The organism is Wolbachia endosymbiont (group A) of Nomada flava (assembly GCF_964027055.1).
Taxonomy (GTDB): domain Bacteria; phylum Pseudomonadota; class Alphaproteobacteria; order Rickettsiales; family Anaplasmataceae; genus Wolbachia; species Wolbachia pipientis.
The window spans coordinates 27,074-52,648 of record NZ_OZ034725.1 but is presented as its reverse complement, the minus strand read 5'-3'; the positions used below and the strand labels follow the sequence as shown (position 1 = coordinate 52,648).

Genomic DNA, 25,575 nt, shown 5'->3' with positions numbered 1-25,575 from the left:
AAAATTTGTGAGTGATCCCGACGCGATTCGAACACGTGACCCACTGATTAAAAGTCAGTTGCTCTACCGGCTGAGCTACGGGATCATTTCATTTTTCAGCTATACTAAACATCAATACAGTTTTTATCCGTTTTAATCAAACTAAAATTTTCATGTGTGGTTAAATAAATTATATAATATACTGCGTTAGTGATAATTTAGTTAAAAAATTTTTAAAGGAAAACTTCTTGTTAATTTTCAGTTCACAGATTTATTTGGATGGTGTGACGTATAACGCTAAGGAGACAAAAAAATAGAGAAGTGTGTACACCCTGCAGAATTTGTACACTATTTAGCAATAGCCTAATAGATAAATATTTCTTGCATTTCAGCCTGAGTGATTTATGCTTTAAGCAAGAATTACCTGGGGGTATAGCTCAGCTGGTAGAGCATCTGTTTTGCACGCAGAAGGTCAGCGGTTCGATCCCGCTTGCCTCCACCAGTCTATACAGCTCTAGCCGCCACAAAACCTGTCAAAGCAGCTTATTTTAATCTATGAGGATTTTATACTACTTCCCTGAAAATCTCTATTTCTTTTCGTAACTTTTCTCTACACAAGTAATGTTGGTTATTACAATTGTAATATATACCAATTTAACAATAAATTAATCAATAAATGTTAGAATACTAACAATTAATTTATTGGTAACGCCTATGAGTGGAAAAAAGCATGTTTTTAAGATGATACCTGGAAAAGAGGTGTTTAGAAAAACCCCGACTACAAGGATAAAGTGGCCTGAAGGTAATGATCCTACAATGCCTATTAAAAAAGTTGAGCTTGTATCGCTGGATGATAAAAACGATGTAGTACTAGGCTTATTGCCTATAAAACTTTGCAGCAGTTCTTGCCTAGACAGTTACATATGTCTGGAGGAAGAAAATGAAGGAAATCTGGTAGCCAAAGATTATAAAAGTGATTCTAACTTAGATTATGTAAAAAGTAACCATACATTTGTATATTACGGTAATGAGTTGGCTAAGTTATCATATACAAGAGAGCTTGTGCAGCCTTTCAAAACTATGTGTAGCAGTTCTATTAAATCAAAAAAATTGGAATACAAATATGTAACATGGGAAGATTCAGATACTGGCAACAATAAATATTATTTTTCAGACGAGGCAGGAAATATAATCGATTCACCTGACAATAAGGTATTACAAGACATTATGTTATACTACGGTGAGAGACATATAAGAGATGTGCTACTGTTGCTATCAAGCACGTTTACCAAAGTTTTTATTCAGGGCCTAACAGACGACCAACTAAAAACTCTTGCCAATACTCTTAGTAACGAGCAACTGCAAAAAATAATTCCTGAACTGAGCTCAAGCCAGTTGCAGGCCTTAGCAGAGAACTTAACAGATGAACAACTCCAAGCTTTAGTGGATCATCTAACCAATCACCAGCTAAAAACCCTCGCTCAGGAACTAAATCCAGAAAAGTTACAAATAATTGTTCCTATTTTAAATGATACTCAGCTTGAAGCTCTAGTGAGAAAATTAAATTCAGAGCAAGTAAAAGAAATTTTACCTCACTTAAAAGTGGATCAGTTCAAAGCACTTATTAAAACTTTAAATGACGAGCAATTTACAGTGCTTGCAAAAGACTTGGCTGAGCACCACTTGACAATACTCTCCAAAGAATTAGAAGGTGATCAGTTGAAAGCTTTAGTAAATAGTCTGCAAGAAGACCAACTGAAAGACTTAGTTAATAAGCTTGATCATGAGAAACTCGAATTAATTGCTCAAGATTTAACTGATTCTAATAGGATTCAGGTTATCATTAAGTCTTTAGCTGACAACCCAGAAAAACTTCAAGCTTTTGCTCACAATATGTCTAATGAGCAGTTTAAAGAACTTTTGGATAACATAGGCGCAGAAGAGCTTAAAGATATTATTCACAAGCTGCCTTATGAGAAAGTAACAGCTGTGATTGGTGATCTTGGCAGTAAGGATCAGTCCAAAGCTATTATTGATGCATTAAAAGAGAAGTTTGATGAACAAAACAAGAAACAAGAGGAAATGAAAGAAAAACTTGAAGAACTTAAGGAATTGCTGGAAGGTGATGATATAGTTAACCCCAATCAATTTAGCTATCAACATTCTTCTGTAGTAAATGAAGAGTATTACCTTAACAGTAATGATGCTTATACTGTTCAGGATTACTCCATATCTGTTTAGCAGATTACAGAAGATAATGAATAACATTATTTTTAATATTATTATTTAAGGAGTTAATAAGTATGAGTAATTTAACAGAAGATAAAAAATTTAATGTGGAGTTAATTGAGACACCATTAAAAGAGATATCAGGAACTAAAGGGATGGTACAAACTTCGACATTTGTAGGATCAGTCAATTCCATAATAAAACATATCAATAATGTAGTAAGCCAAACCACACAGCACTTATCTACAATAAAGAAGGAAATTGGTGATAAAGATTCAGGTTTAATTGAGAAAATCGATAAATTGAGAGATGAAGTAGATTCATTCACGGATTCTGACATAACAAATCCCAACACCTTTTTTTCTCCAGAGTTAAATCCACTAGGATAGAAAATAGCTAATAATTAGCAAAAATAAGAAAAAGTAATAGCCCAGTGGGCTATTACTTTTTTCACATACCATTTCAATGTAGCTGAATTGATTTTAAAATTATAATTTTTTATAGGAGTTAGCATGAATAATAGTAAACAAGAAAGCAAAAGCGAACTTAAAGTAATAAGCAAAATAGAAGTTAACACCAAACCTAAAGGTTATGATGAAACAGTTGCGCGAAATCCAGCGCAGCTTGGTTATGTCCACAAAGCTTTAAATAAATTAATCGCAGAGCTGAACACGAAATTCGTTCCTGAATTGGATGATGTATTGCATAACAATAGCAACTCTATCAGTCAATTAAATGACATGCTAACAGAAGAAAGGAGTAAGCTTGACGAGCTAATTACAAAGGTTGGTAATGAAAATAGTGGTTTAGTACAGAGCCTGAATAACTTACAGACAAAAGTAGAGGAATTAGAAAACAATACCATTAATGAACCAGATTGGGGTTAAACTGGAAAGAGTAATAGTCTCTAGGCTGTGACTCTCTCTACATACCATTTCAATATAGCTAGGTTAAGGAATCTATTTTAAAACTTTCGGCATATAGTTCTCATCATGTTTTGCAAACACCGTATCTGCAAGAAAGGTACTATTATCAAACATTTTACCTTGCACAACAATACCACTTTTTTCTGAAAACATTGGTGGAAGTATCCCTTGATATTTCACCATAACGCTTTTGTTAAAATCTGTCATTTGAAAAATCACTTCACTTTCGCTCCGTATCACGCTATTTTCAACAACCATTCCACCAACACGGATTGGCTTTTGATTATTTGGCAAGACTATGGCTTCACTTACTGTATAGAAAAATGAGATATTTTCTTTGAGCGTTGTTAAAATAAAAAAGACTATGCAGCTTAAAAAGCAGAAAATTCCTGAAGTTATAAGTAATCGCTTATGTTTCTTCTTCATTATTATCTTTTAGGCTTTCTAGAATTTTTTTACTTTTAATATAGCAAGAAATGGTAAAAATCAGTTCTCCGGTAATCAACGTAAAACTAATAAGGTAAGCAAAAATTACATATGTATTCATAATGCATTATCAATAAATAACTCACCTGCATCAAAATAAATTAAGCTTTCATCTTTTTGCTGCAACACCAATTTACCACTTTTATCTATATCAGCAAAAATTCCTTCATACAATTTGTCAGCTAACTTTACACTGATTTGCTCATTCATCTTGAATGCTTTTTTTAACCACATTTTTCTTATAGCATAAAACCCATCAAATAGCCATTGCTTTCTTAGCTTATTAAAGTTTATTATTAATTCTTTTAACAGGTCTGTATTAGACACAGACTCACCGTAATTGCTAATGCACGTTGTTCCTGGAAGTGGTGCATGATTGACATTAATTCCAATTCCTATAATGAGCCAATTCGAATTGGATCTTTTTTCAAGCAATATTCCACTGATTTTTTTACTATCAACTAAGACATCATTTGGCCATTTGTATTGAACGTTACTATCAGCTATAAGTGACAGTAATGTGTTGCCAACAGCAAGGGCAGTAACAAAAGTCAATTCTGTTAATTTGCTAACATCCGCAATTTTATTCACCAAACCCTTCTCTGTCATCCCAATGCCCTCTGATGTCATCCCAGTACCCTCTGATGTCATCCCAGTGCTTGACACTGGGATCCATTCTTCTTTTTTTCTAGATTCCAGCGTCACACGCTGGAATGACACCGAAAGCTGGCTTTCATTCAGATAATCGTTAAAGAGGTTTATCACCAAACTCGCATAAAAATTACCCTCTGGAGAAATCCAGTTTTTTCCAGTGCGCCCTCTACCCTCTGTTTGTTTGTCGGCAATAATAATAGTTTCATTAGATATTCCTCTCCCAATTAAATCCAACGCTTCTTTATTAGTGCTTGAAACTTCTTTGTAATGATGAATACGAAAGCCCTCAGGGGTCACTTTGTCAGCCCTTTAGTTCAATGAGTGAGTAAAACGTACAAGAAAAGAACGAGGTTAATCAGTGAAGCCACCGAAGTGATAATGAATAGGCCCTTAGAATAAGCAACCTTATTACCACTAGCTTTATCAAAATACATAACTTTCATGATATTTAAATAATAGTAGCATGATATCACACTTGCTATTACAAGAATCAAGGACAGGCTGATAAAGCCAGAATTTATTAAACTTTTGAATATAAAAAATTTAGCGATAAAACCCGCAAGTGGAGGTATTCCCGACATCGAGAGTAACAGCACAGAAAGATGAAATGCTACAATTGGGCGTTTCTTCCCTATACCAGATAAATTTGCAATATCACAATCGTCATCGTCAATTTGTACGAGATATGAGAATAGCCCTATGCTTGTGATGATATATATCACCAGATACATTAAAGCACTATCTGTTCCTGCTTGTGTAAAAATAGAAAGTGAAGCAAATATAAAACCAATGTGACCAATTGAACTGTAAGCAAGCAGCCTTTTTAAGTTTTGCTGACGCAAGGCCCCAAAAGCTGAGATAAGCACAGACAATGCTGAAACGTATAAGAAAATAGGCTGAACATAACTTTTTACATTTACTAACTCTTCATTCATCAATCGAATTAAAAATGTTACAAGTGCAGCTTTTGGGGCCGTAGAAAAAAACGCAGTTACTATGGTAGGTGCACCTTGATAGACATCTGGAGCCCACATATGAAAAGGAGCAATAGCAAGCTTGAAACACAAACCAATAAGGATAAAAACTAACCCAAAAACTATTCCATAAGTTATCTGATGGCTTTGCAAGAATGAACCGAGCTCAGAGAAATTGACTTGTCCTGTATATCCATAAAGTAGCGACATTCCATATAGCATAATGCAGGAAGATAATGCACTGAGTGTAAAATATTTCACTCCTGCTTCACATGAATAAGCTGAATCTTTATTAAAGCTCGCAAGAACATATAAAGATATACTCATCAACTCAAAAGCTAAGTAAAAAGAAATCAGACTATTTGCTGAAACCAAAGTTATCATGCCAAACAGTGCAAAAAGAATCAGTATTGAAAATTCATATTTATAGTCATATTTTGATAAATTCAGCATCAAAAGTATTAAAATTCCTGTGCTGAGAATTAACCCTTGGGCTGACCTGATGTATAAATTGAGTTTTAACAACGAATTAAAGAGAAAAATTTCATTGTTTTTTGCCGAAAGAATTAAAATAATCAAGGTTACCACTGTGCAGCCAAGTGCTAGTAAATTGATAGTGCGGCGGTTAAATATAATCCCAAGCAGCAGCAACACTAACGAGGAGATAATAGAGAACGTTTCCGGCAATATCTGTATATAGTTCATAGCGCATTATATTTGACTAACAAATTTGCCATGCATGGCTTCAAATAATTCAGTGCAAGGGTTGGGTAGAATCCAAGCAAAATAACAAACACTGCAAGCAGAATTAAGACAGAAAATTCTATGCTATCCAAGCGGTTATTTAATAATTTAGAATAGCTAACCCCCCATATTATTTGCTTACATAAATTCAGCATATAAACTGCGCTTAAAATAGTGCCAAGTGCGATAAATCCTGTAAAAAACCCTATGCTCTTAAACATTCCAATCATAGCCAAAAACTCACCTACGAACCCAGATGTTCCAGGTAGCCCTATTGAAGCCATTGAAAATAAAATGAACATAAAACCAAATTTTGGCATTGTGTTTACTATGCCAAAATATTTTGCAATCTCCAAAGTCCCAGTTCGAGTATATAGCATTCCAACACATAAAAATAAAGCAGCAGAAATAAGGCCATGACTAATCATTTGAAATATGCTACCCAGTACTCCTTCCTCACAAAATGAAAAGAGGCCAGCGGTAACGATCCCCATATGTGCTATTGAAGAATAAGCTATTAACTTCTTTATATCATCTTGAGCAAACGCAACTAGCGAAGCATATATCACCGCAATAATGCTCAGCACAACAACGAAATTTGAAAAATACAAACTTGCCTGAGGAAGCATTGGAATAGAAAACCTTAAAAATCCATATCCCCCCATTTTAATAAGCAAGCCAGCTAAAATCACAGATCCAGAAGTTGGTGATTGCACATGTGCATCAGGAAGCCAAGTGTGAAATGGAAACATCGGTACTTTTACTGCAAAAGAAATAAAAAATGCAATCCACAGCAATGACTGCACTTCAAGATCAAGGTTTGGCACTAATGTAGCTAATTTTTGTATATTAAACGTCCCAAAAGTGCTATAGATGTACACCAATCCAAGTAGAAATAATAATGAGCCAGTTAATGTATAAAGAAACAACTTAAACGTTGCATATACCCTGTGTTTTCCTCCCCAAATGCCAATAATAAAGAACATTGGTATTAAAACAGCTTCAAAAAACACATAAAAGCTTATAGCATTCAGTGAAACGAAAAAACCGACTACAAAACTCTCAAGCAGTAGAAATAATGCCATATATGGCCTAAGGGTTGTATAACTCATTTTGCAGTTGTAGAGTATACAAATTACAAACAAGAAAGTTGTAAGCAGAAGGAAAAGCAACGATATACCATCTATCCCTATTCCAACATTTCTAATTGGGTAGCTGACAAACTGAAAGTCCGCATCGTTATAATCAAATTCTATACAAGCTACAATGCTAAGCAAAAATGGAAGTACAGCAAAAAATAGAGCAAGGAATCTTAAGTGTATAGATTGATGATTAATCCTGATTAAGGATAAAATCAACGCTCCTATCAGTGGAAGCAAAAATATACTAAGTAACAACACCTTCTATTTAATTCCAATAATATATAAAGCACCGATTATTAAAGTAACAAACATAATAAATGCATAATCAAATATATAACCAGTTTGTAACTTTATAGAACTTTTTGAACATTCATTAACCAACCTTACAACACCATTTGGCCCAAATGAATCAATAGCCTTAACATCAAACTTCCATAGAAGCCTAGATATAAACCTTATCGGTGCAATTATAACAAACTCATACACCTCATCAAAGTACCATTTATTCTGCAAAAACTTAAGTAAAAATTTACTCTTAATTTGCCTAATTACTTGATATTGGTAAATTAGGTACGCAAGTGCTATTCCACTTAGGCTTGCTAAGGTTGGCAGTAGTTTTATAAAGAAATTATGAACTCCATGCTCATCAATCATCACTAAACTTGATTTCCAAAACGCATTACTAGTTATGTTCAAAATATTTGCTCCCCATATTCCAGAAAATACTGATCCAAAAGCGAGTATCAGTAATGGTATAAGCATAATCTTTGGTGCCTCATGTATATTAATTTTACTTTGTTTTTGGCTATGGAACACAAGAAGCAATAACCTCCAAGAGTAAAACGCTGTGAAGAATGCAACAACTAAGCTTATTACAAAAGCAAAGCTATCCGTGCTATAAGCATGTTCAATTATCAAATCCTTTGAGTAAAAACCTGCAAATGGAAATATTCCAGAAAGCGCAAGAGACCCAATCCACATGAGAGTGTAAGTGCAAGGGATTTTCTTCCAGCAATTTCCCATTTTCTGAATGTTTTGCTCATGATGCATTGCATGAATCACATTGCCAGCACCAAGAAATAGTAGAGCTTTAAAAAAAGCGTGTGTCATTAAATGAAAAATAGCAACATTGTAAGCAGAAAGCCCACATGCCATGAACATATAACCAAGTTGACTGCAGGTTGAATAAGCAATTATTTTCTTTATATCGTTCTGAGTAATCGCAACGGTGGCTGCAAAAAAAGCAGTAAGTGCACCAACGATAACTATTAATTCTCGTGCCACATTTGATAACTCAAACAATGGAGAACACTTTGCTACTAAAAATATACCTGCTGTTACCATCGTTGCTGCGTGAATGAGTGCAGAAACAGGAGTTGGCCCTTCCATTGCATCTGGTAACCAAACATGTAGGCCAAGTTGCGCGGATTTTCCCATACAGCCAATAAAAAGTAATATGCATATTATATGCATTATTTTAAATTCACAGCAGAACACACGAATGTTTTGAGTGCCAAGAAAATCAGTTGTATCAAATATATATGCAAATTCTAGAGAATTAAATGTATAATAAATAAGAAAGATTCCAATCAATAGTGCAAAGTCCCCTACCCTATTCACAACAAATGCTTTGAGTGCTGCATTATTGGCAGAATATTTTTGAAACCAAAATCCTATGAGTAAATAAGAACATAGGCCAACCCCTTCCCAGCCAAAAAAAAGCTGCACGAAATTATCGCTTACAACCAGCACAATCATGCAAAACGTAAATAGCGATAGGTAAGAAAAAAACCTCGACTTCCCTTTATCATGCTCCATATAACCGATAGAATAGAGGTGGACTACTAGTGAAACGGTGGTAATAACAATAAGCATTAAGGATGAGAGAGCATCCACACTAATTGCCCAATTTACTTTTAATACACTTAATGAAAACAAAGGAAATAAACTCAAGTGATAATTTTCAGAGAAGGTGAGAAAAACATACCAAGATAAAACTGCAGATATTCCAATCCCTGCCGTTGTAACTAACTGACTTTTTCTAAAAAGTGTTGCAAATAGCGAACCAAAAAGTGGCAAAAATACTATTAATTTCAGTATATCCATCATACTTTCATTCTTTCATTAAATTTGCTTGTTCAACATCTATATTGCCACGGCTTCTATAATATACAACCAATATTGCAAGCCCAACTCCTGACTCTGCTGCCGCAACAGTCAACACAAACATCACAAAAATTTGCCCAACTATATCATTCATAAAGGCAGAAAAAGCAACTAAGTTGATATTAATTGCCAGCAATAATATTTCTATTGATAACAATATATTGATTATGCTCTTACGGTTGATGAAAATACCGCACACTCCAATAGTGAACAAAACAGCAGCAACTATCAAAAAGTGATTTAATCCTATTTCCATTCTACTCCTTTTCCAAATTTAGCCTTAATCAATTTTACAGATGAAGATTGTGTCAATTGCTTTAATACATTCTGTTTTTTAACTCCTTTTTTCTTGTCCTGCAAAGTAAGAGCAATTGCACCGACAATTGCAACAAGCAGCAGAATACCAGAAAGATGAAAAGCGTACATGTAGTCGGTATACAGCAAATTACCAATAGCTTTCACATTATTGGTATTATAGTTTATAACATTGCTTATATTCGGTGCTGAGCTGCGGATTACAAAGCTGATGACTAGAAAAAACACAACACACAACATAGCACCAAGAGTGCAATGCTTTGCAAAACCCTGGCGCAACCTTATGTAGTCAATATCGAGCATCATAACTACAAAGAGGAACAACACTGCAACTGCACCGATGTATACTATCAGCACCATCATAGCGATGAATTCAGCTCCAAGGAGAATAAAAAGAACTGCAGAATTAACGAAGGTAAAAATTAAAAATAATACTGCATGCACAGGATTTCTTACGCTAATTACACAAACAGCAGATAAAATGCTAAGAATTGCAAAAAAATAAAAGAAAAAAGGCATCGATACTTTAACTGCAACAATAGTTACTAATTTAAAGTAACTATCGTGGTAAAGTCAATATTATATTAAACGTTTGAAAACATTGTACTACAAAGCTCCAGCTCCATTTTAAATTATTATACAGAGCGCTCTCTAAGTGCTTAATCAATACACTAAATCCTTAATTTATCCTTAACTATTTTAATTTATCAATATATAATATGTGTATGTTAGTAATTAATGGCGGCTCAAAATGTACAACATATTTGGTTATTTCAAAAGCAACAATAGTTCTAACGCACAAAGTAGCAGACTAGATGGAGAAAGTTATCAATATACCACAAGAGACTATATGACAATTTACTTTAATAACACACTAGCAAGTTTCAGTAGATCATTGAGAGAATTTAAAGAAAAAGCGTATGGATTTATGTATGATATCGGAACTTGGTTGAAAGAAACATATGAAAATCTCACTGAACGACCTGCAACGCATAATCGCTATACCCCAAAAGAAAAACCCCTTGTTGAAGTTGAAGAAATAGAAATGAAGGAACTAAACCGTACATATAAGTCATTCCAAACTCCACTTATCCACCCAACAAGCAGAAGTTCTGGTGCCAATACCTCAAATCAAGTTGTTGTTACTCGACATACACCTGAAACTACTAAAACAAAATAGATGTAAAACCTACGTTTAAATATGTAGTACTTGAGTGAAGCATTCTTTAACTGTTCTATTCAATAAAACCTTTACAATATTTCGATCATAGGTTTAACTTTACGAAGTTATAATCTATAGGGCTAAGATGAACGATTATCTCTCACTGCTAAATCCAGAACAACAATCAGCTGTAACTAACATAGATGGACCAGTTTTGATACTGGCAGGAGCAGGAACGGGAAAAACAAGAACGATTACTTCAAGAATAGCGCACATAATTAGAAACGGTCACGCTTATTCTGATGAAATATTAGCAGTTACATTCACAAATAAAGCAGCAAATGAGATGGTATCAAGGGTACTTGAGCTAACAGGCACAAACATACCATGGCTTGGCACTTTCCATGCAATTGCAGCAAAAATTCTACGTCATCATGCTGAAGTCGTGGGACTAAATTCCAATTTTACAATCATTGGTGTGGATGACCAATTACAGGTAATAAAAAATATTATTAATGAAATAAGCCCTGATTACCTATCAGAAAAATGTAAGACCATTATGAATATTATTCAGCAATGGAAAGAGAAGTGCTTATTGCCACCTGAAGTGGAAGATATTCAATCATTTAGGCCAGTGTACGTAACTGCACTCAAAGTCTATCACCAGTATCAGGAAAGGTTAAAATTCCTTAACTCTGTCGATTTTGGTGACTTATTGCTATATAACATACAACTCTTTAATCAAAAGACTGAAGTTCTGTCCTACTACCAAAATAAGTTTAAATATGTCATGGTAGATGAGTATCAAGATACAAATGCGATACAATATCTTTGGCTAAAATACCTTGCAAAAGAGCACTCAAATATTTGCTGTGTAGGAGATGACGATCAATCAATATACAGTTGGCGTGGTGCAGAAGTTGAAAATATTTTGAAGTTTTCTGATGATTTTAAAAATGCAAAAACCGTTAAACTAGAGTGTAACTACAGGTCAACATCCCACATACTTGCAACTGCGTCATATGTTATCAATCACAATAAGACTCGCTTAGAAAAAAAATTGTGGACAACAAACATTGAAGGGGAAAAGGTAAACGTAATAAAGTTATGGGATGGAAAAGCTGAAGCAAGGTTCATAAGCGAACAGATATTAAAGCTCAATAAATACAGATTTAGTGACATTGCAGTGCTGGTAAGGGCCACTTTTCAAACTAGAGTTCTCGAAGAGTATTTTATAAAATATTCAATTCCCTACAAGATTATAAGTGGTGTAAAATTCTACGAACGTCAGGAAGTCAGGGATATAATTGCATATTTAAGACTCGTTACAAACAATAACGATGACTTAGCTTTCGAAAGGATAGTAAATCGGCCAAAAAGAAGCATAGGAGCTACAACTCTAAAGAAAATATACACGACTGCTCAGGATAATAAAATTTCTTTTTTTGAGGCAGCAAAAATATTAGTTAATAGTAATCAGGTAACCGAAAGAATTAAACTCTCACTCAACGATTTTTTAAATAAAATTAAAGCTTGGGAAGAGATGGTAAGTGTAAAACCACTGCATGAATTCGTTAAAATCGTAGCAAACCAATCAGGATATATTGAAATGCTTGAAAATGAGGAGGTAACAGGCTTAGCACGAATAGAAAATGTCAAGGAGCTCATCTCATCTTTAAAAAATTTCGATAATGCCACAACTTTCTTGGAGCATATAAGTCTAGTGATGGAAGTGGATAATATGAATAACGATGACACTGTATATGTTATGACTCTTCATGCAGCCAAAGGACTTGAATTCCCGTGCGTGTTTCTACCTGGTTGGGAAGAGGGATTATTTCCTCATCAAAGATCTTTTGATGACAAAAGTGGTAAAGCTTTAGAAGAAGAAAGGAGACTCGCATATGTTGGCATAACCAGAGCCAAAGAAAGGTTAATCATTTTATGTGCAGATAGGAGGGAAATTAACAACCAGTGGCAACCGATGCGCACTTCTCGGTTCATTAAAGAATTGCCAAGAGAAAATGTTGAGGTAATTAAAAGCAACATTGCCTACTGTTGAAGCTATAATTGCAGATAAACATATCTTACAAATCTGAATTACTTCAACTATATGTTTCTCCTGGCAAAAATTCTGTAACCGTTCACACTTAATTCTTCAATCTCATACCAATTTCTATTACATAACAAACAAATAGACAATAGAAGTGAGAAGGTTATACTAAGGCAGTATAATGATGGAGTTTTGGAATGGCATTGGTATCAGGTTGCAATTTTAGCTTACATTGTGCCAATCTTTCTTCGATTGCTGCTCGCATAAATTCTGCCTGTCTTTTAGTTCTGCAGTGCACTATCGCATCATCCACATATCTTTCAAATGGTACTGTTGGGTGATTTTGTTTCATCCATATATCAAATGCATGGTGCATAAATATGTTTGAAATGATTGGGCTTATTGAACCTCCTTGCGGAACTCCTTTTTTCCCTAACTACCTTACTGCCATCTGCTTGCTGAATAGGGGATTTCATCCACCTTTCAACATACAGTATGACCCATTTGCAGTCTGTGTGCTTTTTGATAGCCTGCAGTGCTAAATTGTGGTCCAGATTGTCGAAATAATCCTGTAACATCAACAGCTTTCTTGGTAATCGTATCCTGTCTCCAATAAACAGCGGTTTTGCTATGTATCCTTGATCAGCAAAAAACTTACGTAAAGTTGGAGCCTTGTATTTAGCTTGAGTGAAAAGATTTAGAGCACCATCACGATCTTGAACACTTGCACTATGAACATCAGCCGCAATAATTAGGCCCACTGTATCTACAACAATATGACGTTTTCTACCCTTTATTTTTTTTCCAGCATCATATCCTCTGGATCCCCTTTTTGAGTGGTTTTTACTGATTGACTGTCAATTATTCCTACTGAAGGTGTTTCATTTTTACCAAACATTTTTCTTACCTCTTTTACTAGCATATTATGTATTTTTTCCAATTTGCCATTACTACGTCACCTGAGAAAATAGTCATACACCGTCTTCCATGGAGGAAAATCTTTCGGCAGCATTCTCCATTGACAACCACCTCTCATTATATACCTTATTGCATTAATAATTGTTCTGATATTGTGCTTTCTTGGCCTCCCTATCTTTCCTTGTGCAACATGTGGCTCCAAAATTTCCCATTCCTTATCACTTATATCACTTGGATACAATTTTCCCTCCTATTTTTTACTTACACTATCATATTTTTTTCCTCATTCCTTTTCAAGACATACTCTTAGACAACTGGACGTCAAGCCTATCCTAGTGCTGCATATCAAGCTCATACTCAGTATGTAAATTTTTGACTAAAGCTACAGCGTATTCTTTTTGAACAATTATACTGATTTTGATTTCAGATGTTGTGATAGCAAGTATTTCTATCTTTTTTTCGCTTAAAACCTTGAGTGTGCGGTGCATCACTTCAGTGTTAGACATAACACCAATACCAATTATTGAAATTTTAGCTACATTATCGTTTATAGCATAATTTTCATTCTTATTCAGTAACTTTTCCATTAAATCAATATCAAATTTGGAGATAACAAAACTTGACCCATGTATCATATCAATTTTAACGTTTGCTCCTGCTATATCTCTTAAAGTACGCAAGTTATTTGCAAGGTTAGTGAAAGTTACAAGAGCTTCATTAGTGCTATAAGCTATTCCAGTAATTAAGTATCTCTCTAGTACATCCCTTTTGTGTAGCACTGTGGTGCCTTCTACTTCCTTAAAAGTGGATAGCACTTGCACTTTAATGTTATGTTTCATTGCAAGTTGTACTGAACGATTATGCAGTATTTTAGCACCAGATGACGACATTTCCAACATTTCATCGTAAGAGATAAATTTGAGCTTGCGTGCCTTTGGAACAATTCTCGGGTCTGCTGTATATATTCCATCAATATCAGTAAAAATTTCGCAAGCTCTAACACCAAAGGCTATCGCGAAGGCAACTGCTGATATATCAGAGCCTCCTCTTCCAAAAGTAGTGATTCTATCATCATTTATACCCTGAAAACCAGCGATGATCGCAGCAGTATAACCCTCAGCAAAAGATCTTTTCACACGGTCAATCTTTATTGTTTTTATTTTAGACTCAGAATAAAAATCATCAGTTACAATTGGTAACTGCCAGGCAAGCCATGATTTAGCATTAACTCTGATCGATTGGAGAGTGATAGCTAATAGACCGCAAGAGATTTGTTCTCCTGCTGAAAGCATAACGTCATACTCTGATAACTCTTGTCTGCAACTTAAATTTGAGATTTGCCTAGCCTGAAAAGCCATTTGGTCAGTAAATCCTGCAACAGCAGATACAACAACGATTACATTACAACCTTTCTCAATATCGTTTTTTATCAAATTTGCAACTCGGTTTAAATCAGTTAGCGAAGTCCCACCAAATTTTTTTATGATTATTTTGTCCATAGTTACAATATAACTCTCTTCTGAAGAAAAATATAGTTTTTGTAGAGATATAGCTAACCCAAATTAGGTTTACTGAAACAAATTTTATGATTGTATTGAACAATTTAAGTTGTCATTCCAGCGCGTGACACTGGAATCCAGATTTTTTAGACTGGATCCTATGGTCAAGCCCACAACTGTACGAACATTGTGATTTGAGAATAATCTCCGCCAGGAAGGGTGTCATCCCAGTGCTTTGGCACTGAGATCCAGAAAACTTAATTTTAAATAAGTACACCAGATAGCTGCATAATAAAGGCTGGATTCCAGTGCCAAGCACTGGAATGACATCCTCCCTTGTGGAAATTGCTCTCAAATCACAATGTTCGTACAGCTATGGATTCATTCGCGGTATAGATTCCGCTAACTAGTAGCGGAATGACGAATTTATTGTTTTAAAATTGTCAGTAAATCTAAGTCAGTTTAGCTATATAGCACGAATTAAACCACTAAGCAGCAGAAGACCTTGCATGACCTCCAAAAAATGTTTTTACTTTTTCAAGATAAGTAGGTGGTTCTGGAGGAATTTCTATCTCATCTATTTCAGAGTATATTGCCGCATCTACAACTTCATTTGTTATTAATTCCCTTAGTTTTTGCTTTATCTCACTTCTTCTAATACCTTTTTTTCCATAGCCGTTATAAAACATTACATATAATTCCTTAAACACAAATTCTTTTATAGCATCTCTTGTATAAGAAATGCCATCCTTTACTTCATCACTCACGCTGCTTAAATCCACCTCAGAACCTGGTGAATACAAATCATCAAAATTTTCTTTCAAAACTTTTATCTTATAGTAATGCTTGTCCATATATCTCTCAAAAAATCTTTTAGTAGCATTACCAGCCAACTTTCCTATTGACCGAGGCTCTAGTAGAGCTGCAAAGTTAGTTTTTTGCTTCAAGGCTACTTAATGCATAAATGATGCGGATAAGCATTCCAGGACCACATTTGCGTTTACTTTCACGAAAGCGAACCAGTAATGTACCTTTCAAATGTTCTACGTCTGCATTTTGCTCTCTTGCTGCAATTAAAACTAAATTTATAGCCTGTGTCGGTGTCAATCCGGTTCGTGAATCCACCCAATTTACCCACTTCCCAATCTCATAATCATCCAATCTTAGATAAGGTTCTATCCAGTATTTTTGCTCACTTGTTAAACCGTTTATATAACTTTTAAACTCTTCATCTAACTCATTTGATGGTGTCCCATATTTTTCCTTTAATTCTTTAGCACATTTAATGGTGCTTTTCTCAAAACTTCTAGTATGAACACTTTGACTGCCAGTGCCCACATCACTTACATTAAACAAAAAGCTTAGCTGCTTTACATTCCAACCCAAAGGTGAGAAGAGCTTTATCAATGGATACTTTATTAACTCAAGAAGTGCTACTGGAATCAGTAATATAGCATTTATAAGTATGAAACACGCTTGAAGAGGTAGTGAAAATCCTTCATCTTTCCATCCTTGCAGTAAGCTATTAACGGCAAGTATCTTCAAAGTACAATACAGAAATGGCAACTGTATCCAATATATTAAATGTATAGAAAAAAGCAAGATTTTATCTCTTACACTTATTGTTGGATCATGATACACTTCAGAAAAGGCATCATAATCACCGTTTTCATTTTTGAAAGATCGATAGCTACTTGTAACCTTTTCTGTAAAAATAGAGCAAAGTATATATATACCCAAGAAAACAGCAAGCATGACCAAAGAGAGTATATTAAGAATTAATTCGATGGCTGGTTCACTTGAGACTTGAGGAAAAAAGAATTGAAGAAACATATTGGCTAAATATAAAAACAGAACCCATGCTGCGATACAAGCAACAAATAATAAAGCATACCCACAAACAACCAAAATGCTTTTAACCTCGGATCCATAACCTCCTCTTAATAACTTGTTAATATAATCTATTTTAGAAATAAATTGAGAAAAATGCAAGTTTTTATGTTAAAAGATCGATTGAAATTTCTGAGTTTAGGGTATATTGTTAATCTATTTAGATAAGAATTATTGTGTCAAATAAAATAGGTTTTTGGGCTATTTTTGCCTTAGTGATTAGTAGTCAAATTGGCTCTGGAATTTTTATGCTTCCAATTAGCCTTGCTCCATATGGCATGTATAGCCTTATAAGCTGGATAATATCAGGGCTTGGTGCTATATCTCTTGCTTTAGTTTTTGCCTCACTCTGCGCAAAATTTCCGGAAACGGGTGGCCCTCACGTCTATGTAAAGCATGCTTTTGGCCCTGCTGCAGCTTTTTTTGTTGGTTGGACGTATTGGGTGATCTCATGGGTTAGCACAACAGCCGTAATAGTTGTAGGTGTTGGTTATCTTACACCATTTTTCCATGAAGATATTCAAAACGTACATCTGTTTTTAGAGATGTTATTACTTACAATTATTACACTAATAAATTTTAGAGGAGTAGCTACTGCTGGACGTGTTGAGTTTTTATTGACGGTGATAAAAATTTCTGTATTGCTTGTAATACCTATAGCAGCATTGTTTTTTTTTGATAGAAATAACTTCATCATAAGTGAAGAAATATCAAATCTTACAACATCGCAGATTCTTGCCCGTTCTACACTTATTACTCTATGGGGTTTTATTGGAGTTGAATTGGCAACAGCACCTGCAGGGTCAGTTGATAATCCAGCTAGAACAATACCAAGAGCTGTGGTACTTGGAACAATCTCTGTTGCTGTTGTGTATTTTATCAACAATCTTGCAATTATGGGATTAATAAATGGCAATGATTTAGCAAGTTCAAGAGCACCATATGTTGACGCAATAAAAATTATGGCCTCTGGCAATTGGCACTTGATTATTTCTATAACTGCGTTCATTTTTTGTGTTGGTACTTTAAACGCTTGGGTACTAGCTAGTGGACAAGTGGCCCTCAGCCTTGCAAAAGATAAACTGATGCCACAGTTTTTTGCTCAAAGAAACAAGCACGGTTCTCCTTTCTGGGGCATAACAATCAGCTCTGTTGGTACTTCAGTTCTACTAATTCTCACTTCAAGCAACAATTTTGCTAAGCAGATCACATCAATTATCGACTTTTCTGTAGTTTCATTTTTATTTGTTTACCTTGCATGCAGTCTTGCTTTTCTCAGAGTTATTGTGCAAGAAAAGAGTTGTTACAAATTTTTAATTGGCAGTATAGCAACAACCTTTTGCTGTTGGGTAATATTTGAAACTTCTGTGAATACCTTGCTGATCGCAAGCTTATTCACTGCAAGTGGCGTACCTCTTTATTTATTTTGGTATCGCAGAGTTTCTGTATAGCAAATGTTATGTATCTGTTCAGCAGAGTGGCAAAATAAGGTAGACGAGAAAAGACAACTATAGGAAGAAATGGGTGTCATGCCAGTGCGTGACACTGGCATCCAGTTCTTTCGCGCAGTTCCATCAAAAACGTTGTAAAGGATTAATCGCTTTCGTGTTTACCAACTTAGTGCCCAATCTGGATCCCAGTGTCAAGCACTGGGATGACAAGAAAGGGAGCACTGGAATTTTTGTTTCAATATTTGTACATGAGCCATGCATCTGAGCAGATACAATGTTGTAGCTAGAGATAATTTTTAAATGATTGATATTTATGAACCACGACTTTTCTTGTTGTCCACTTGTTCAACATTACCCTTCTCAAGTTTACTATCTACTTCTTTTGTGTGTTCATCATCTATACTAGTTTCATCTTTTATCTTACTAGGGTAATCTTCCTGCGATTTTTTATATGCTTTCATGTTGTCATATATAGGGTTACTGATGATTTCTATTTTTTCAGGTGTGAAAATCCTTGCTAAAAATCTCCTTATTATTGGTATTGACCTTAAGAAATCTCTTAGCTTTGAAGATTCTTGTCTTTTGTTTAGAGACTGTTGGTCTATTTTAGAGGTTTTTACACCATACTTTTTATCATCAAAATTTATTGTAGGCTTTCTTTTATTCGAAAGAACACTTTGGGCCTTTGATCCATTGGTTCCTTCAGGCCCTTGAGGTGTAGAAATTGCAGGTTTAACCTTAGTTTCATCGTATTCCTTACTCATCTTTCATTTCATTATGTAATATTACTAATATTGCATAATAATAGCTAAATTACAATTAATTGCAAGGTAAAAATATTAAAACAATTGTAAATTTTGTCAGTAAAAATATAATAGAACTTTGAAATTAGAGGTTCATCTATATGGGATACAAAATTGCTGTTATTGGAGCAACCGGAAGAGTAGGGCGTGAGGTATTAAGCACGCTTGCTGAATTTCAAGATGAGGCGATAGATTGCGTTATTGCACTTGCATCGAAAAAATCAGAAGGGAAGAAGGTGAGCTTTGGTGACAAAGAGTTAACAGTTTTATGCCTTGAGGATTATGACTTCGTTGGAACTAATGTAGCCATTTTCTGTGCTGGATCTCATGTTTCTGAAGAGTATGTACCAATTGCAACACAGGCTGGATGCATCGTGATAGATAACAGTTCCCATTTTAGAATGAAAGAGGGTGTGCCACTCATTATTCCAGAGATTAATAAAGAAAAAATTATGGAATATAAAAACCACAACATAATATCCAATCCAAACTGTACTACAATACAGATGCTGCTAGTACTACATCTATTACACCAAAAAGCAAAAATAAAGAGAATCGTTGCTTCAACTTATCAATCAACTTCTGGTGCAGGCAAAGCAGCAATGGATGAGCTCTATGACCAGACAAAAAAAATCTTTATGAACGAAGCTAAAAAACCCAAGATATTCTCTAAGCAAATAGCATTCAATTGCATTCCCCATGTAGGAGAATTCATGGAAAATGGTTCTACAGAAGAGGAATGGAAAATGCAAGAGGAGACAAAAAAAATTTTAGAGGAAGATATAAAAGTTACTGCAACTTGTGTAAGGGTACCCGTCTTTATCGGTCACGCTATGGCAGTAAATGTGGAATTTGATCAACATATCACTGAAGAACAAGCTCGTGAAGTGCTAAGTGAAGCCGAAGATAGTGGAGTTTTAGTGTACAACAGGCGTGAAGATAGTGAATACATAACTCAAATTGATGTTGTACAGGAGAATGCTGTATATGTATCGCGTATTAGAAGAGACAATACTGTTGAGCACGGATTAAATATGTGGATAGTGGCTGACAACCTGCGCAAAGGCGCAGCATTAAATATAGTGCAGATTCTTGAGATTTTGATAAGAGAGCATTTGTCAATCAAGTGCATATAGAGCGCACGTACGTTGTAATTCGAAGGAAATTTGTATACCACATGGCAGCGCGTGACGCTGGAATGGCTTTGTTGCATCGCTACTTATGAAAGGCTAACTATAATTAGGATTATAAGCAACTTATTGAAAATCTTGTTTTTTTTGCAATCAATCTGATCAAATTTAAGAATAGTAACTTGTTATTTATATTAATAAATTTAATTCTATTGAAAATAGCTAAAGCATTGAAATTCTTGAATTTTAGCCGGATTAGTGAGTGGTAGTGAAATTTCTTTTACTCAAATTTAGGTATTCACTGACCGTTCTTGTTATAAATACCAGAATAATAAGCTACTGATATTCTCCACCTTTTTTATCTTTAATCCATCATAGCTAGCGATGCAACAAAGCCGGCTGGATTCCAGTGTCAAGCACTGGAATGACACCATTTGCTGTGCAGTTTACCTTCAAAAATGAATGTTCGTACAGCTATGGAATAAATCGCGGTATGACGGTTCGCAGCGGTATAGTAACTCGTCACCCCGCTACGTGTTAGCGGCTGAGATACCGCGGCGGTATGACGTATAAGCTATACTTTTATACTCACCAACTCAGTATCCAATCTGGATCCAAGTAGTCAAGCTATTCGGATGACACCCTCATAAAGTGAAATGAGATCCCGCTAACACGTAGCGGGATGATGGGAAAAGAGGTACTGGGAGACATCCTTCCTGGTAGACCCAAATCACAATGTTCGCACAGTTGTGCGTCACGCGCTGCCGAACACTGTATGGTTATACAAGAAAAATTAAGGCTTAAAAGGAAACTTAAGCAGCTAATAGGGCCTAAGCCTTCTTAATAAAACATAAAAAGCCCCTTTACCACCATGTTTTTTCGTAGCTTGCTGGTAGTATAGAACCATATGCTGGATTTTAGTATCATTTAACCACTTATTTAAGTTATTCTTCATAGTGTCTGTTTTATTTGTTGCACTGCCGTATCCCGTAATTACCAATAAACATCTATTTCCTGCTCGATAATTTTTGATAATAAAATCTATCAATTTACAGTAAGCATCCTCTATATTATAGCCATGCAAATCGAGCTTATCGCTTATAAAATATTTACCCCTATCAATCTTTGATTTTGTGTTGTAGTCAAGACAAAATGATGAGTTACCATTATTGGTATTAAGAAAATTCCCTTGTAAGTCGGAGGTACCTTTATCAACCATAGACTTTATATTTACTTTATGATCAACTTTCAAAGTAACTTTTCTACATTCTATTGGCTTAACATTTTTTTGCCAATCCAACTCATCGTCCGACATAAACGCATTAATCGAATTGTATAATTTTACAACAATATCCAAACATAGTAAAATGTTGCTTATTCTATAAAAAACCAGATTTTCAATAATACGATGAAATCGTCGAAAACTAATGAGAATTTTTGGCTGTATGGAAAGCACACCTGCATGTCAGCATTAAGAAATAAAAATAGGCGGTGTATAGAACTGTTAGCAACAGAAAATTTCTATAGAGAACACGAAAAAGAAATTAGGCAATGTGTAGACAGTAAGGGCATTAAAGTTCGATTAGTAGAAAACAAAATACTTAATGACGTTTTACCCAAAGGTGCTAACCATCAGGGAATTGCTTTAAATGTTGCCCCTATTCTTTATAACTTAAGCATCGAAGAAGTAGCTGAAAGCTCAAACGACAGCTCTACTATAGTCATTTTAGATCAAGTCACTGACACGCACAATATTGGATCAATTTTAAGAACTTCAGCTTGTTTTAATGTCGACGCATTGGTTTTACCACATAACCATTCACCGAGTGAAAATGCATCTATTGCAAAAGCAGCAAGTGGGGCTTTAGATATTGTTCCGCTAATATACGTTACAAATATAGTAAAAACTATGCAGTATTTAAAAAAGGTCGGCTACTGGTGTTACGGGTTTGATTGCAATGCTAAAGAAAATATAGATGAAATAAAGAGTTTTGAGAAAAAAAGAGTAATTATTTTTGGTTCTGAAGAGAAAGGAATGCGGAGGTTAGTTAAAGAAAATTGTGATTATCTTTTAAAAATCCCAATGTCAAATGCAATTAACAGTTTAAATGTTTCAAACGCAGCAGCAATAGGCCTATATTCTATTTATATTAAAACAAATGCCAGCGCATAGCTGTTTATAATAAAAACACTTGATAAAAATATGGTTTTATATTATAATGTGTTAAGTAATGGATAAAAGGAGTTATATTATGTCTTATATGAGAAATGAACAGGATATTCGCTCTCAAGGCGTTTATTATAGTGCTGGGCTTAGAAGTTACCTAACTAAAGTATATAATTACATGGCTTTAGCTTTGGGCGTCACAGGGCTTGTTGCATTTTTAACAGTATTTTCTGGTCTTTTTCAAGTAATTTATTCTAATCCCGTTCTATCGCTTGTGGTAATGTTATCTCCGGTTGCATTGGTGTTCTACATGTCTTATAGAATTCAACACCTAAGTGCTCAGTCTGCCGTTACTATATTTTTCTCGTTCTCAGTGTTAATGGGGCTTTCCTTATCTTATGTTTTTATAGTTTATACTGCAGAAAATATAGCAAGGGCGTTTTTCATTACATCAATCATGTTTGGCTCTATGGCTTTATATGGCAATACTACAAAAAGAGATCTTACAAGTATGGGCTCTTTCTTGATTATGGGAGTTTGGGGGTTAATCATTGCGTCTATAGTAAATTTATTTCTTGGAAGTAGTCCTCTCCACTTTGCAATATCGTTCATATCAGTAATAGTCTTTACCTTAATGACTGCGTATGATGCTCAAAGAATCAAGGACGTTTATTATAAACATAATGACGGATCAGAAGTTGCTACTACTAAATTGGCAATACTCGGTGCAACTAATCTTTATTTTGACTTTATTAATATATTTCTCAATCTACTCAGGTTACTTAACTTGTTCAACAATAGGGATTAGATGTTTTCCTTTTTAAGGAAAGGCAGTAAGAATTCTATAGTTTTCTTTTTAGTATCTTTAGTTGTGTCGATGATATGTCTTGCATATGCATCGGTACCTCTATATAGCATTTTCTGTAAAGCTACTGGGTATGGTGGCACAATAAGAAAAGTAACTAACACAACAACAAATATAACTAACCAAAAGATCAGGGTCCATTTCAATGCTGATATAATGTCCGATCTACCTTGGGAGTTTAAATCAGAAACTAACTACGTTGACGTAAACATAGGAGAACAAAGTTTAGCGTTTTATTACGCAAAAAATCTATCTGATCAGCCTTCATTTGGAATGGCGGTGTATAATGTTACGCCTTTCAAAGCAGGTAAGTATTTCAATAAAATTGCATGCTTTTGTTTTGAAGAACAAATGTTGCTACCAAAACAAAAAGCAGCTATGCCCGTATCTTTCTATATAGATCCTGAGATAATGCTTGATAGTAATACAAAAGATTTGGGCGAAATAACACTATCATACACGTTCTTTAAGCTTAAGTAACAGAATGTTTGCAAACCGTGTCATTTCAGTAATCAATAGGGTGTCATCCAAGTAGCTGACACTGGAATGACAGGAGGTAACGCAAGAAGTCTATTGATTGTGAAAACAATAACTTTGCAAAATATTAATTGTTAGATAACATAATCAAAGTTTTTATCTTAATATTCATCATGGTTAGAGCTATACAAATTAAAAAAACTGGGGGACCAGAAGTATTAGAATTTGTAGATAAGAGCATAGGTGAGCCAAAAGGCGAGGAAGTTTTAGTACGTCACACAACTATCGGCTTAAATCGTTATGATTTAGAGCACAGAAAAGGTATGCGCAAAATTAAAGATCTACCATCAGTGCTTGGAGTGGAAGCAGTGGGAGTGATTGAAAAGCTTGGTAAAAAAATCAGTGATGGATTGAAGGTCGGAGATAGAGTTGGATATTGCACAGCTCCTCCAGGGGCATATTGTGAAAAGCGCATTATACACCAGAAATATCTGATAAAAATTCCAGATAACATATCTGATGAAGTTGCTGCTGCAGTGCTGTTTAAAGGTATGACAGCTCACTATTTAGTTAATCAATCTTATAAAGTTAGGCCTGGTGCTTTCGTGCTAGTTCATGGGGCTAATGGTGGTTTAGGACAAATAATATGCCAATGGGCAAAGGATAAAAAAGGTGTAGTGATAGGTTCTGTAAGCTCTGATGAAAAAATGAAGATAGCTTTACAAAGTGGCTGCACATACGCAATAAACTACAATGATAAAGACTTCGTTTCTAAAATTATGGAGATTACGCAAAACAGAGGAGTAGGTGCAGTGTATGACCCCATAGGTTACGCTACAAGCAAGCTCTCTTTTGAATCTTTAGGCAGGTTCGGCATATACGTTTCCTATGGGCAGATATCAGGTAACGCTCCTATTAGTTTTTCTTTACTTAGTTCACGTTCGTTATTTGCAACTGGAACCTCAATATACCATTATAAGCATGATAGATTCACATTAGTGCTTACCACAATGGAAATCTTTGAGATGCTAAGAAAAAAACTTTTAACTGTACGGATCAATAAAAAATATAAATTTGATGAAATAATTCAAGCACATCGCGATATGGAAAATAGAAAAGCGAGTGGGTTAAATATTATCAAAGTTTCTTAAATAAATTAGTAATCTAAACTAACCATTCATTAAATCATATCAACTAGAGTTTCACATATTTAATTCTCCTTTTGGGGAAATTAAAAGCATATAGCTAAACTAACTTAGGCTTACCGACAACCGTCATTCCGCTACTTGTTAGCGGAATCTATGCTGAGATACCGCGAATAGACTTCTTGCATAACCCAAACTAAGTAGAAAGAAGGTATCATCCGAGTAGCTGACACTGGTTCCTTTATGACGGTAGTAGCCCCCCTTCTCCTGTCATTCCAGTGCTCTCTTCTTGTCATCCCAGTGCCCAGACACTGGGATCCAGTTTCACCTTGTGATGGTGTCATGAAAGTAGCTGACACTGGTTTCCATCCAAGACGGTGTCATTCCTTACTATTACCCA

29 protein-coding genes, 2 tRNA genes and 1 pseudogene are annotated in these 25,575 nt (G+C 35.0%); 13 read left to right on the top strand and 19 right to left on the bottom strand.

Going from position 1 to position 25,575, the window contains the following annotated elements; genetic code table 11:
* Positions 1–12: 12 nt before the first annotated feature.
* A tRNA-Lys gene (locus AAGD70_RS00315) sits at positions 13–85 on the bottom strand.
* Between the two features lie 320 nt (positions 86–405).
* Between AAGD70_RS00315 and AAGD70_RS00310 the strand changes: the two genes are divergently transcribed.
* The 4 genes from AAGD70_RS00310 to AAGD70_RS00295 all read left to right on the top strand — a co-directional run bounded on the left by AAGD70_RS00310 (position 406) and on the right by AAGD70_RS00295 (position 3,095).
* A tRNA-Ala gene (locus AAGD70_RS00310) sits at positions 406–481 on the top strand.
* A 212-nt stretch (positions 482–693) separates the two neighbouring features.
* Positions 694–2,220 carry a magnesium transporter MgtE N-terminal domain-containing protein gene (locus AAGD70_RS00305; RefSeq protein ID WP_065094378.1) on the top strand — a complete coding sequence of 509 codons (1,527 nt, stop codon included), beginning with the start codon at positions 694–696 and terminating at the stop codon, positions 2,218–2,220.
* Between the two features lie 62 nt (positions 2,221–2,282).
* On the top strand, positions 2,283–2,597 hold the full coding sequence (locus tag AAGD70_RS00300; protein WP_065094379.1) for a hypothetical protein: 315 nt from the start codon (positions 2,283–2,285) through the stop codon (positions 2,595–2,597).
* 123 nt (positions 2,598–2,720) lie between these two features.
* Positions 2,721–3,095 (top strand): hypothetical protein, encoded by a 375-nt coding sequence (locus tag AAGD70_RS00295; RefSeq protein WP_065094380.1) that lies wholly within the window; start codon positions 2,721–2,723, stop codon positions 3,093–3,095.
* A 72-nt stretch (positions 3,096–3,167) separates the two neighbouring features.
* On the opposite strand, the gene ccmE is transcribed toward AAGD70_RS00295, so the two are convergent.
* From ccmE to AAGD70_RS00260, 7 genes are all read right to left on the bottom strand, one after another.
* Entirely contained in the window at positions 3,168–3,560 is a 393-nt protein-coding gene (ccmE, locus tag AAGD70_RS00290) for a cytochrome c maturation protein CcmE (RefSeq protein ID WP_065094381.1), read from the bottom strand.
* Positions 3,561–3,677: 117 nt separating this feature from the next.
* On the bottom strand, positions 3,678–4,571 hold the full coding sequence (locus AAGD70_RS00285) for a biotin--[acetyl-CoA-carboxylase] ligase (protein ID WP_065094382.1): 894 nt from the start codon (positions 4,569–4,571) through the stop codon (positions 3,678–3,680).
* 17 nt (positions 4,572–4,588) lie between these two features.
* Complete coding sequence (locus AAGD70_RS00280; protein ID WP_065094383.1) at positions 4,589–5,953, bottom strand: NADH-quinone oxidoreductase subunit N; 1,365 nt, start codon at positions 5,951–5,953, stop codon at positions 4,589–4,591.
* Complete coding sequence (locus tag AAGD70_RS00275; protein WP_065094384.1) at positions 5,950–7,392, bottom strand: NuoM family protein; 1,443 nt, start codon at positions 7,390–7,392, stop codon at positions 5,950–5,952. The genes AAGD70_RS00280 and AAGD70_RS00275 overlap by 4 nt, the downstream gene beginning before the upstream one ends.
* 3 nt (positions 7,393–7,395) lie before the next feature.
* Positions 7,396–9,243: an NADH-quinone oxidoreductase subunit L gene (nuoL, locus tag AAGD70_RS00270; protein ID WP_065094385.1), complete on the bottom strand. Its 1,848-nt coding sequence runs from the start codon at positions 9,241–9,243 to the stop codon at positions 7,396–7,398.
* Positions 9,244–9,247: 4 nt separating this feature from the next.
* On the bottom strand, positions 9,248–9,556 hold the full coding sequence (nuoK, locus tag AAGD70_RS00265) for an NADH-quinone oxidoreductase subunit NuoK (protein WP_006012916.1): 309 nt from the start codon (positions 9,554–9,556) through the stop codon (positions 9,248–9,250).
* The gene (locus AAGD70_RS00260) at positions 9,547–10,134 is read right to left on the bottom strand and encodes an NADH-quinone oxidoreductase subunit J (protein WP_065094386.1); all 588 of its coding nucleotides are present in this window, start codon (positions 10,132–10,134) and stop codon (positions 9,547–9,549) included. The genes nuoK and AAGD70_RS00260 overlap by 10 nt, the downstream gene beginning before the upstream one ends.
* A gap of 232 nt (positions 10,135–10,366) precedes the next feature.
* Between AAGD70_RS00260 and AAGD70_RS00255 the strand changes: the two genes are divergently transcribed.
* Both AAGD70_RS00255 and AAGD70_RS00250 read left to right on the top strand, forming a co-directional pair.
* Positions 10,367–10,795, top strand: a complete 429-nt coding sequence (locus tag AAGD70_RS00255) for a hypothetical protein (RefSeq protein WP_065094387.1) — start codon at positions 10,367–10,369, stop codon at positions 10,793–10,795.
* Between the two features lie 127 nt (positions 10,796–10,922).
* On the top strand, positions 10,923–12,839 hold the full coding sequence (locus tag AAGD70_RS00250) for an ATP-dependent helicase (protein WP_065094388.1): 1,917 nt from the start codon (positions 10,923–10,925) through the stop codon (positions 12,837–12,839).
* A gap of 154 nt (positions 12,840–12,993) precedes the next feature.
* On the opposite strand, the gene AAGD70_RS00245 is transcribed toward AAGD70_RS00250, so the two are convergent.
* From AAGD70_RS00245 to AAGD70_RS07715, 7 genes and pseudogenes are all read right to left on the bottom strand, one after another.
* Positions 12,994–13,206, bottom strand: a complete 213-nt coding sequence (locus AAGD70_RS00245) for a hypothetical protein (RefSeq protein ID WP_065094389.1) — start codon at positions 13,204–13,206, stop codon at positions 12,994–12,996.
* A complete protein-coding gene (locus AAGD70_RS00240; RefSeq protein WP_245610997.1) occupies positions 13,190–13,606 on the bottom strand; it encodes a hypothetical protein in 417 nt (138 codons plus the stop codon). The genes AAGD70_RS00245 and AAGD70_RS00240 overlap by 17 nt, the downstream gene beginning before the upstream one ends.
* Before the next feature lie 17 nt (positions 13,607–13,623).
* Positions 13,624–13,752, bottom strand: coding sequence for a hypothetical protein (locus tag AAGD70_RS00235; protein WP_281178734.1), 129 nt, complete (start codon positions 13,750–13,752; stop codon positions 13,624–13,626).
* Positions 13,753–13,785: 33 nt separating this feature from the next.
* On the bottom strand, positions 13,786–13,989 hold the full coding sequence (locus AAGD70_RS00230) for an IS5 family transposase (RefSeq protein ID WP_007549940.1): 204 nt from the start codon (positions 13,987–13,989) through the stop codon (positions 13,786–13,788).
* Between the two features lie 91 nt (positions 13,990–14,080).
* Positions 14,081–15,247 carry an aspartate kinase gene (locus tag AAGD70_RS00225; RefSeq protein ID WP_065095287.1) on the bottom strand — a complete coding sequence of 389 codons (1,167 nt, stop codon included), beginning with the start codon at positions 15,245–15,247 and terminating at the stop codon, positions 14,081–14,083.
* A 112-nt stretch (positions 15,248–15,359) separates the two neighbouring features.
* The gene (locus AAGD70_RS00220) at positions 15,360–15,602 is read right to left on the bottom strand and encodes a hypothetical protein (protein ID WP_156517972.1); all 243 of its coding nucleotides are present in this window, start codon (positions 15,600–15,602) and stop codon (positions 15,360–15,362) included.
* Positions 15,603–15,735: 133 nt separating this feature from the next.
* Positions 15,736–17,203, bottom strand: a pseudogene (locus tag AAGD70_RS07715) (hypothetical protein).
* A gap of 110 nt (positions 17,204–17,313) precedes the next feature.
* On the opposite strand from AAGD70_RS07715, the gene AAGD70_RS00205 reads away from it, so the two are divergent.
* The gene (locus AAGD70_RS00205; RefSeq protein ID WP_065094392.1) at positions 17,314–18,588 is read left to right on the top strand and encodes an APC family permease; all 1,275 of its coding nucleotides are present in this window, start codon (positions 17,314–17,316) and stop codon (positions 18,586–18,588) included.
* 123 nt (positions 18,589–18,711) lie between these two features.
* Here AAGD70_RS00205 and AAGD70_RS00200 read toward each other — a convergent pair whose 3' ends face one another.
* Positions 18,712–18,849, bottom strand: a complete 138-nt coding sequence (locus AAGD70_RS00200; RefSeq protein ID WP_156517973.1) for a hypothetical protein — start codon at positions 18,847–18,849, stop codon at positions 18,712–18,714.
* Between the two features lie 50 nt (positions 18,850–18,899).
* Positions 18,900–19,352, bottom strand: coding sequence for a hypothetical protein (locus tag AAGD70_RS00195; protein ID WP_065094393.1), 453 nt, complete (start codon positions 19,350–19,352; stop codon positions 18,900–18,902).
* Positions 19,353–19,492: 140 nt separating this feature from the next.
* Between AAGD70_RS00195 and AAGD70_RS00190 the strand changes: the two genes are divergently transcribed.
* Together AAGD70_RS00190 and AAGD70_RS00185 are read left to right on the top strand one after the other, a co-directional pair.
* Positions 19,493–20,527: an aspartate-semialdehyde dehydrogenase gene (locus AAGD70_RS00190; protein ID WP_012673309.1), complete on the top strand. Its 1,035-nt coding sequence runs from the start codon at positions 19,493–19,495 to the stop codon at positions 20,525–20,527.
* Between the two features lie 403 nt (positions 20,528–20,930).
* Positions 20,931–21,062, top strand: a complete 132-nt coding sequence (locus tag AAGD70_RS00185; protein WP_255356250.1) for a hypothetical protein — start codon at positions 20,931–20,933, stop codon at positions 21,060–21,062.
* Between the two features lie 279 nt (positions 21,063–21,341).
* Here the strand turns inward: AAGD70_RS00185 and AAGD70_RS00180 are convergent, their stop codons facing one another.
* Positions 21,342–21,836: a Smr/MutS family protein gene (locus AAGD70_RS00180; RefSeq protein WP_065094394.1), complete on the bottom strand. Its 495-nt coding sequence runs from the start codon at positions 21,834–21,836 to the stop codon at positions 21,342–21,344.
* A gap of 93 nt (positions 21,837–21,929) precedes the next feature.
* Here AAGD70_RS00180 and rlmB point away from each other — a divergent pair, with 93 nt between their 5' ends.
* The 4 genes from rlmB to AAGD70_RS00160 all read left to right on the top strand — a co-directional run bounded on the left by rlmB (position 21,930) and on the right by AAGD70_RS00160 (position 25,181).
* Positions 21,930–22,694, top strand: coding sequence for a 23S rRNA (guanosine(2251)-2'-O)-methyltransferase RlmB (rlmB, locus tag AAGD70_RS00175; protein WP_065094395.1), 765 nt, complete (start codon positions 21,930–21,932; stop codon positions 22,692–22,694).
* A gap of 79 nt (positions 22,695–22,773) precedes the next feature.
* Positions 22,774–23,496 (top strand): Bax inhibitor-1/YccA family protein, encoded by a 723-nt coding sequence (locus AAGD70_RS00170; RefSeq protein WP_010962942.1) that lies wholly within the window; start codon positions 22,774–22,776, stop codon positions 23,494–23,496.
* Positions 23,497–24,033, top strand: a complete 537-nt coding sequence (locus tag AAGD70_RS00165) for a cytochrome c oxidase assembly protein (protein ID WP_065094396.1) — start codon at positions 23,497–23,499, stop codon at positions 24,031–24,033.
* A gap of 170 nt (positions 24,034–24,203) precedes the next feature.
* Positions 24,204–25,181: a quinone oxidoreductase family protein gene (locus AAGD70_RS00160; protein WP_065094397.1), complete on the top strand. Its 978-nt coding sequence runs from the start codon at positions 24,204–24,206 to the stop codon at positions 25,179–25,181.
* Positions 25,182–25,312: 131 nt separating this feature from the next.
* On the opposite strand, the gene AAGD70_RS00155 is transcribed toward AAGD70_RS00160, so the two are convergent.
* Positions 25,313–25,534 carry a hypothetical protein gene (locus tag AAGD70_RS00155; RefSeq protein ID WP_156517974.1) on the bottom strand — a complete coding sequence of 74 codons (222 nt, stop codon included), beginning with the start codon at positions 25,532–25,534 and terminating at the stop codon, positions 25,313–25,315.
* Positions 25,535–25,575 lie beyond the last annotated feature (41 nt).

What these genes read in the sequence shown, in the direction of transcription:
- AAGD70_RS00305 (WP_065094378.1), top strand. Translation starts at nt 694, where the DNA reads ATGAGTGGAAAAAAGCATGTTTTTAAGATGATACCTGGAAAAGAGGTG.
- AAGD70_RS00300 (WP_065094379.1), top strand. Translation starts at nt 2,283, where the DNA reads ATGAGTAATTTAACAGAAGATAAAAAATTTAATGTGGAGTTAATTGAG.
- AAGD70_RS00295 (WP_065094380.1), top strand. Translation starts at nt 2,721, where the DNA reads ATGAATAATAGTAAACAAGAAAGCAAAAGCGAACTTAAAGTAATAAGC.
- ccmE (WP_065094381.1), bottom strand. Translation starts at nt 3,560, where the DNA reads ATGAAGAAGAAACATAAGCGATTACTTATAACTTCAGGAATTTTCTGC.
- AAGD70_RS00280 (WP_065094383.1), bottom strand. Translation starts at nt 5,953, where the DNA reads ATGAACTATATACAGATATTGCCGGAAACGTTCTCTATTATCTCCTCG.
- nuoL (WP_065094385.1), bottom strand. Translation starts at nt 9,243, where the DNA reads ATGATGGATATACTGAAATTAATAGTATTTTTGCCACTTTTTGGTTCG.
- nuoK (WP_006012916.1), bottom strand. Translation starts at nt 9,556, where the DNA reads ATGGAAATAGGATTAAATCACTTTTTGATAGTTGCTGCTGTTTTGTTC.
- AAGD70_RS00260 (WP_065094386.1), bottom strand. Translation starts at nt 10,134, where the DNA reads ATGCCTTTTTTCTTTTATTTTTTTGCAATTCTTAGCATTTTATCTGCT.
- AAGD70_RS00255 (WP_065094387.1), top strand. Translation starts at nt 10,367, where the DNA reads ATGTACAACATATTTGGTTATTTCAAAAGCAACAATAGTTCTAACGCA.
- AAGD70_RS00250 (WP_065094388.1), top strand. Translation starts at nt 10,923, where the DNA reads ATGAACGATTATCTCTCACTGCTAAATCCAGAACAACAATCAGCTGTA.
- AAGD70_RS00245 (WP_065094389.1), bottom strand. Translation starts at nt 13,206, where the DNA reads ATGCACCATGCATTTGATATATGGATGAAACAAAATCACCCAACAGTA.
- AAGD70_RS00235 (WP_281178734.1), bottom strand. Translation starts at nt 13,752, where the DNA reads ATGCTAGTAAAAGAGGTAAGAAAAATGTTTGGTAAAAATGAAACACCT.
- AAGD70_RS00225 (WP_065095287.1), bottom strand. Translation starts at nt 15,247, where the DNA reads ATGGACAAAATAATCATAAAAAAATTTGGTGGGACTTCGCTAACTGAT.
- AAGD70_RS00200 (WP_156517973.1), bottom strand. Translation starts at nt 18,849, where the DNA reads ATGCATGGCTCATGTACAAATATTGAAACAAAAATTCCAGTGCTCCCT.
- AAGD70_RS00195 (WP_065094393.1), bottom strand. Translation starts at nt 19,352, where the DNA reads ATGAGTAAGGAATACGATGAAACTAAGGTTAAACCTGCAATTTCTACA.
- AAGD70_RS00190 (WP_012673309.1), top strand. Translation starts at nt 19,493, where the DNA reads ATGGGATACAAAATTGCTGTTATTGGAGCAACCGGAAGAGTAGGGCGT.
- AAGD70_RS00180 (WP_065094394.1), bottom strand. Translation starts at nt 21,836, where the DNA reads ATGTCGGACGATGAGTTGGATTGGCAAAAAAATGTTAAGCCAATAGAA.
- rlmB (WP_065094395.1), top strand. Translation starts at nt 21,930, where the DNA reads ATGAAATCGTCGAAAACTAATGAGAATTTTTGGCTGTATGGAAAGCAC.
- AAGD70_RS00170 (WP_010962942.1), top strand. Translation starts at nt 22,774, where the DNA reads ATGTCTTATATGAGAAATGAACAGGATATTCGCTCTCAAGGCGTTTAT.
- AAGD70_RS00165 (WP_065094396.1), top strand. Translation starts at nt 23,497, where the DNA reads ATGTTTTCCTTTTTAAGGAAAGGCAGTAAGAATTCTATAGTTTTCTTT.
- AAGD70_RS00160 (WP_065094397.1), top strand. Translation starts at nt 24,204, where the DNA reads ATGGTTAGAGCTATACAAATTAAAAAAACTGGGGGACCAGAAGTATTA.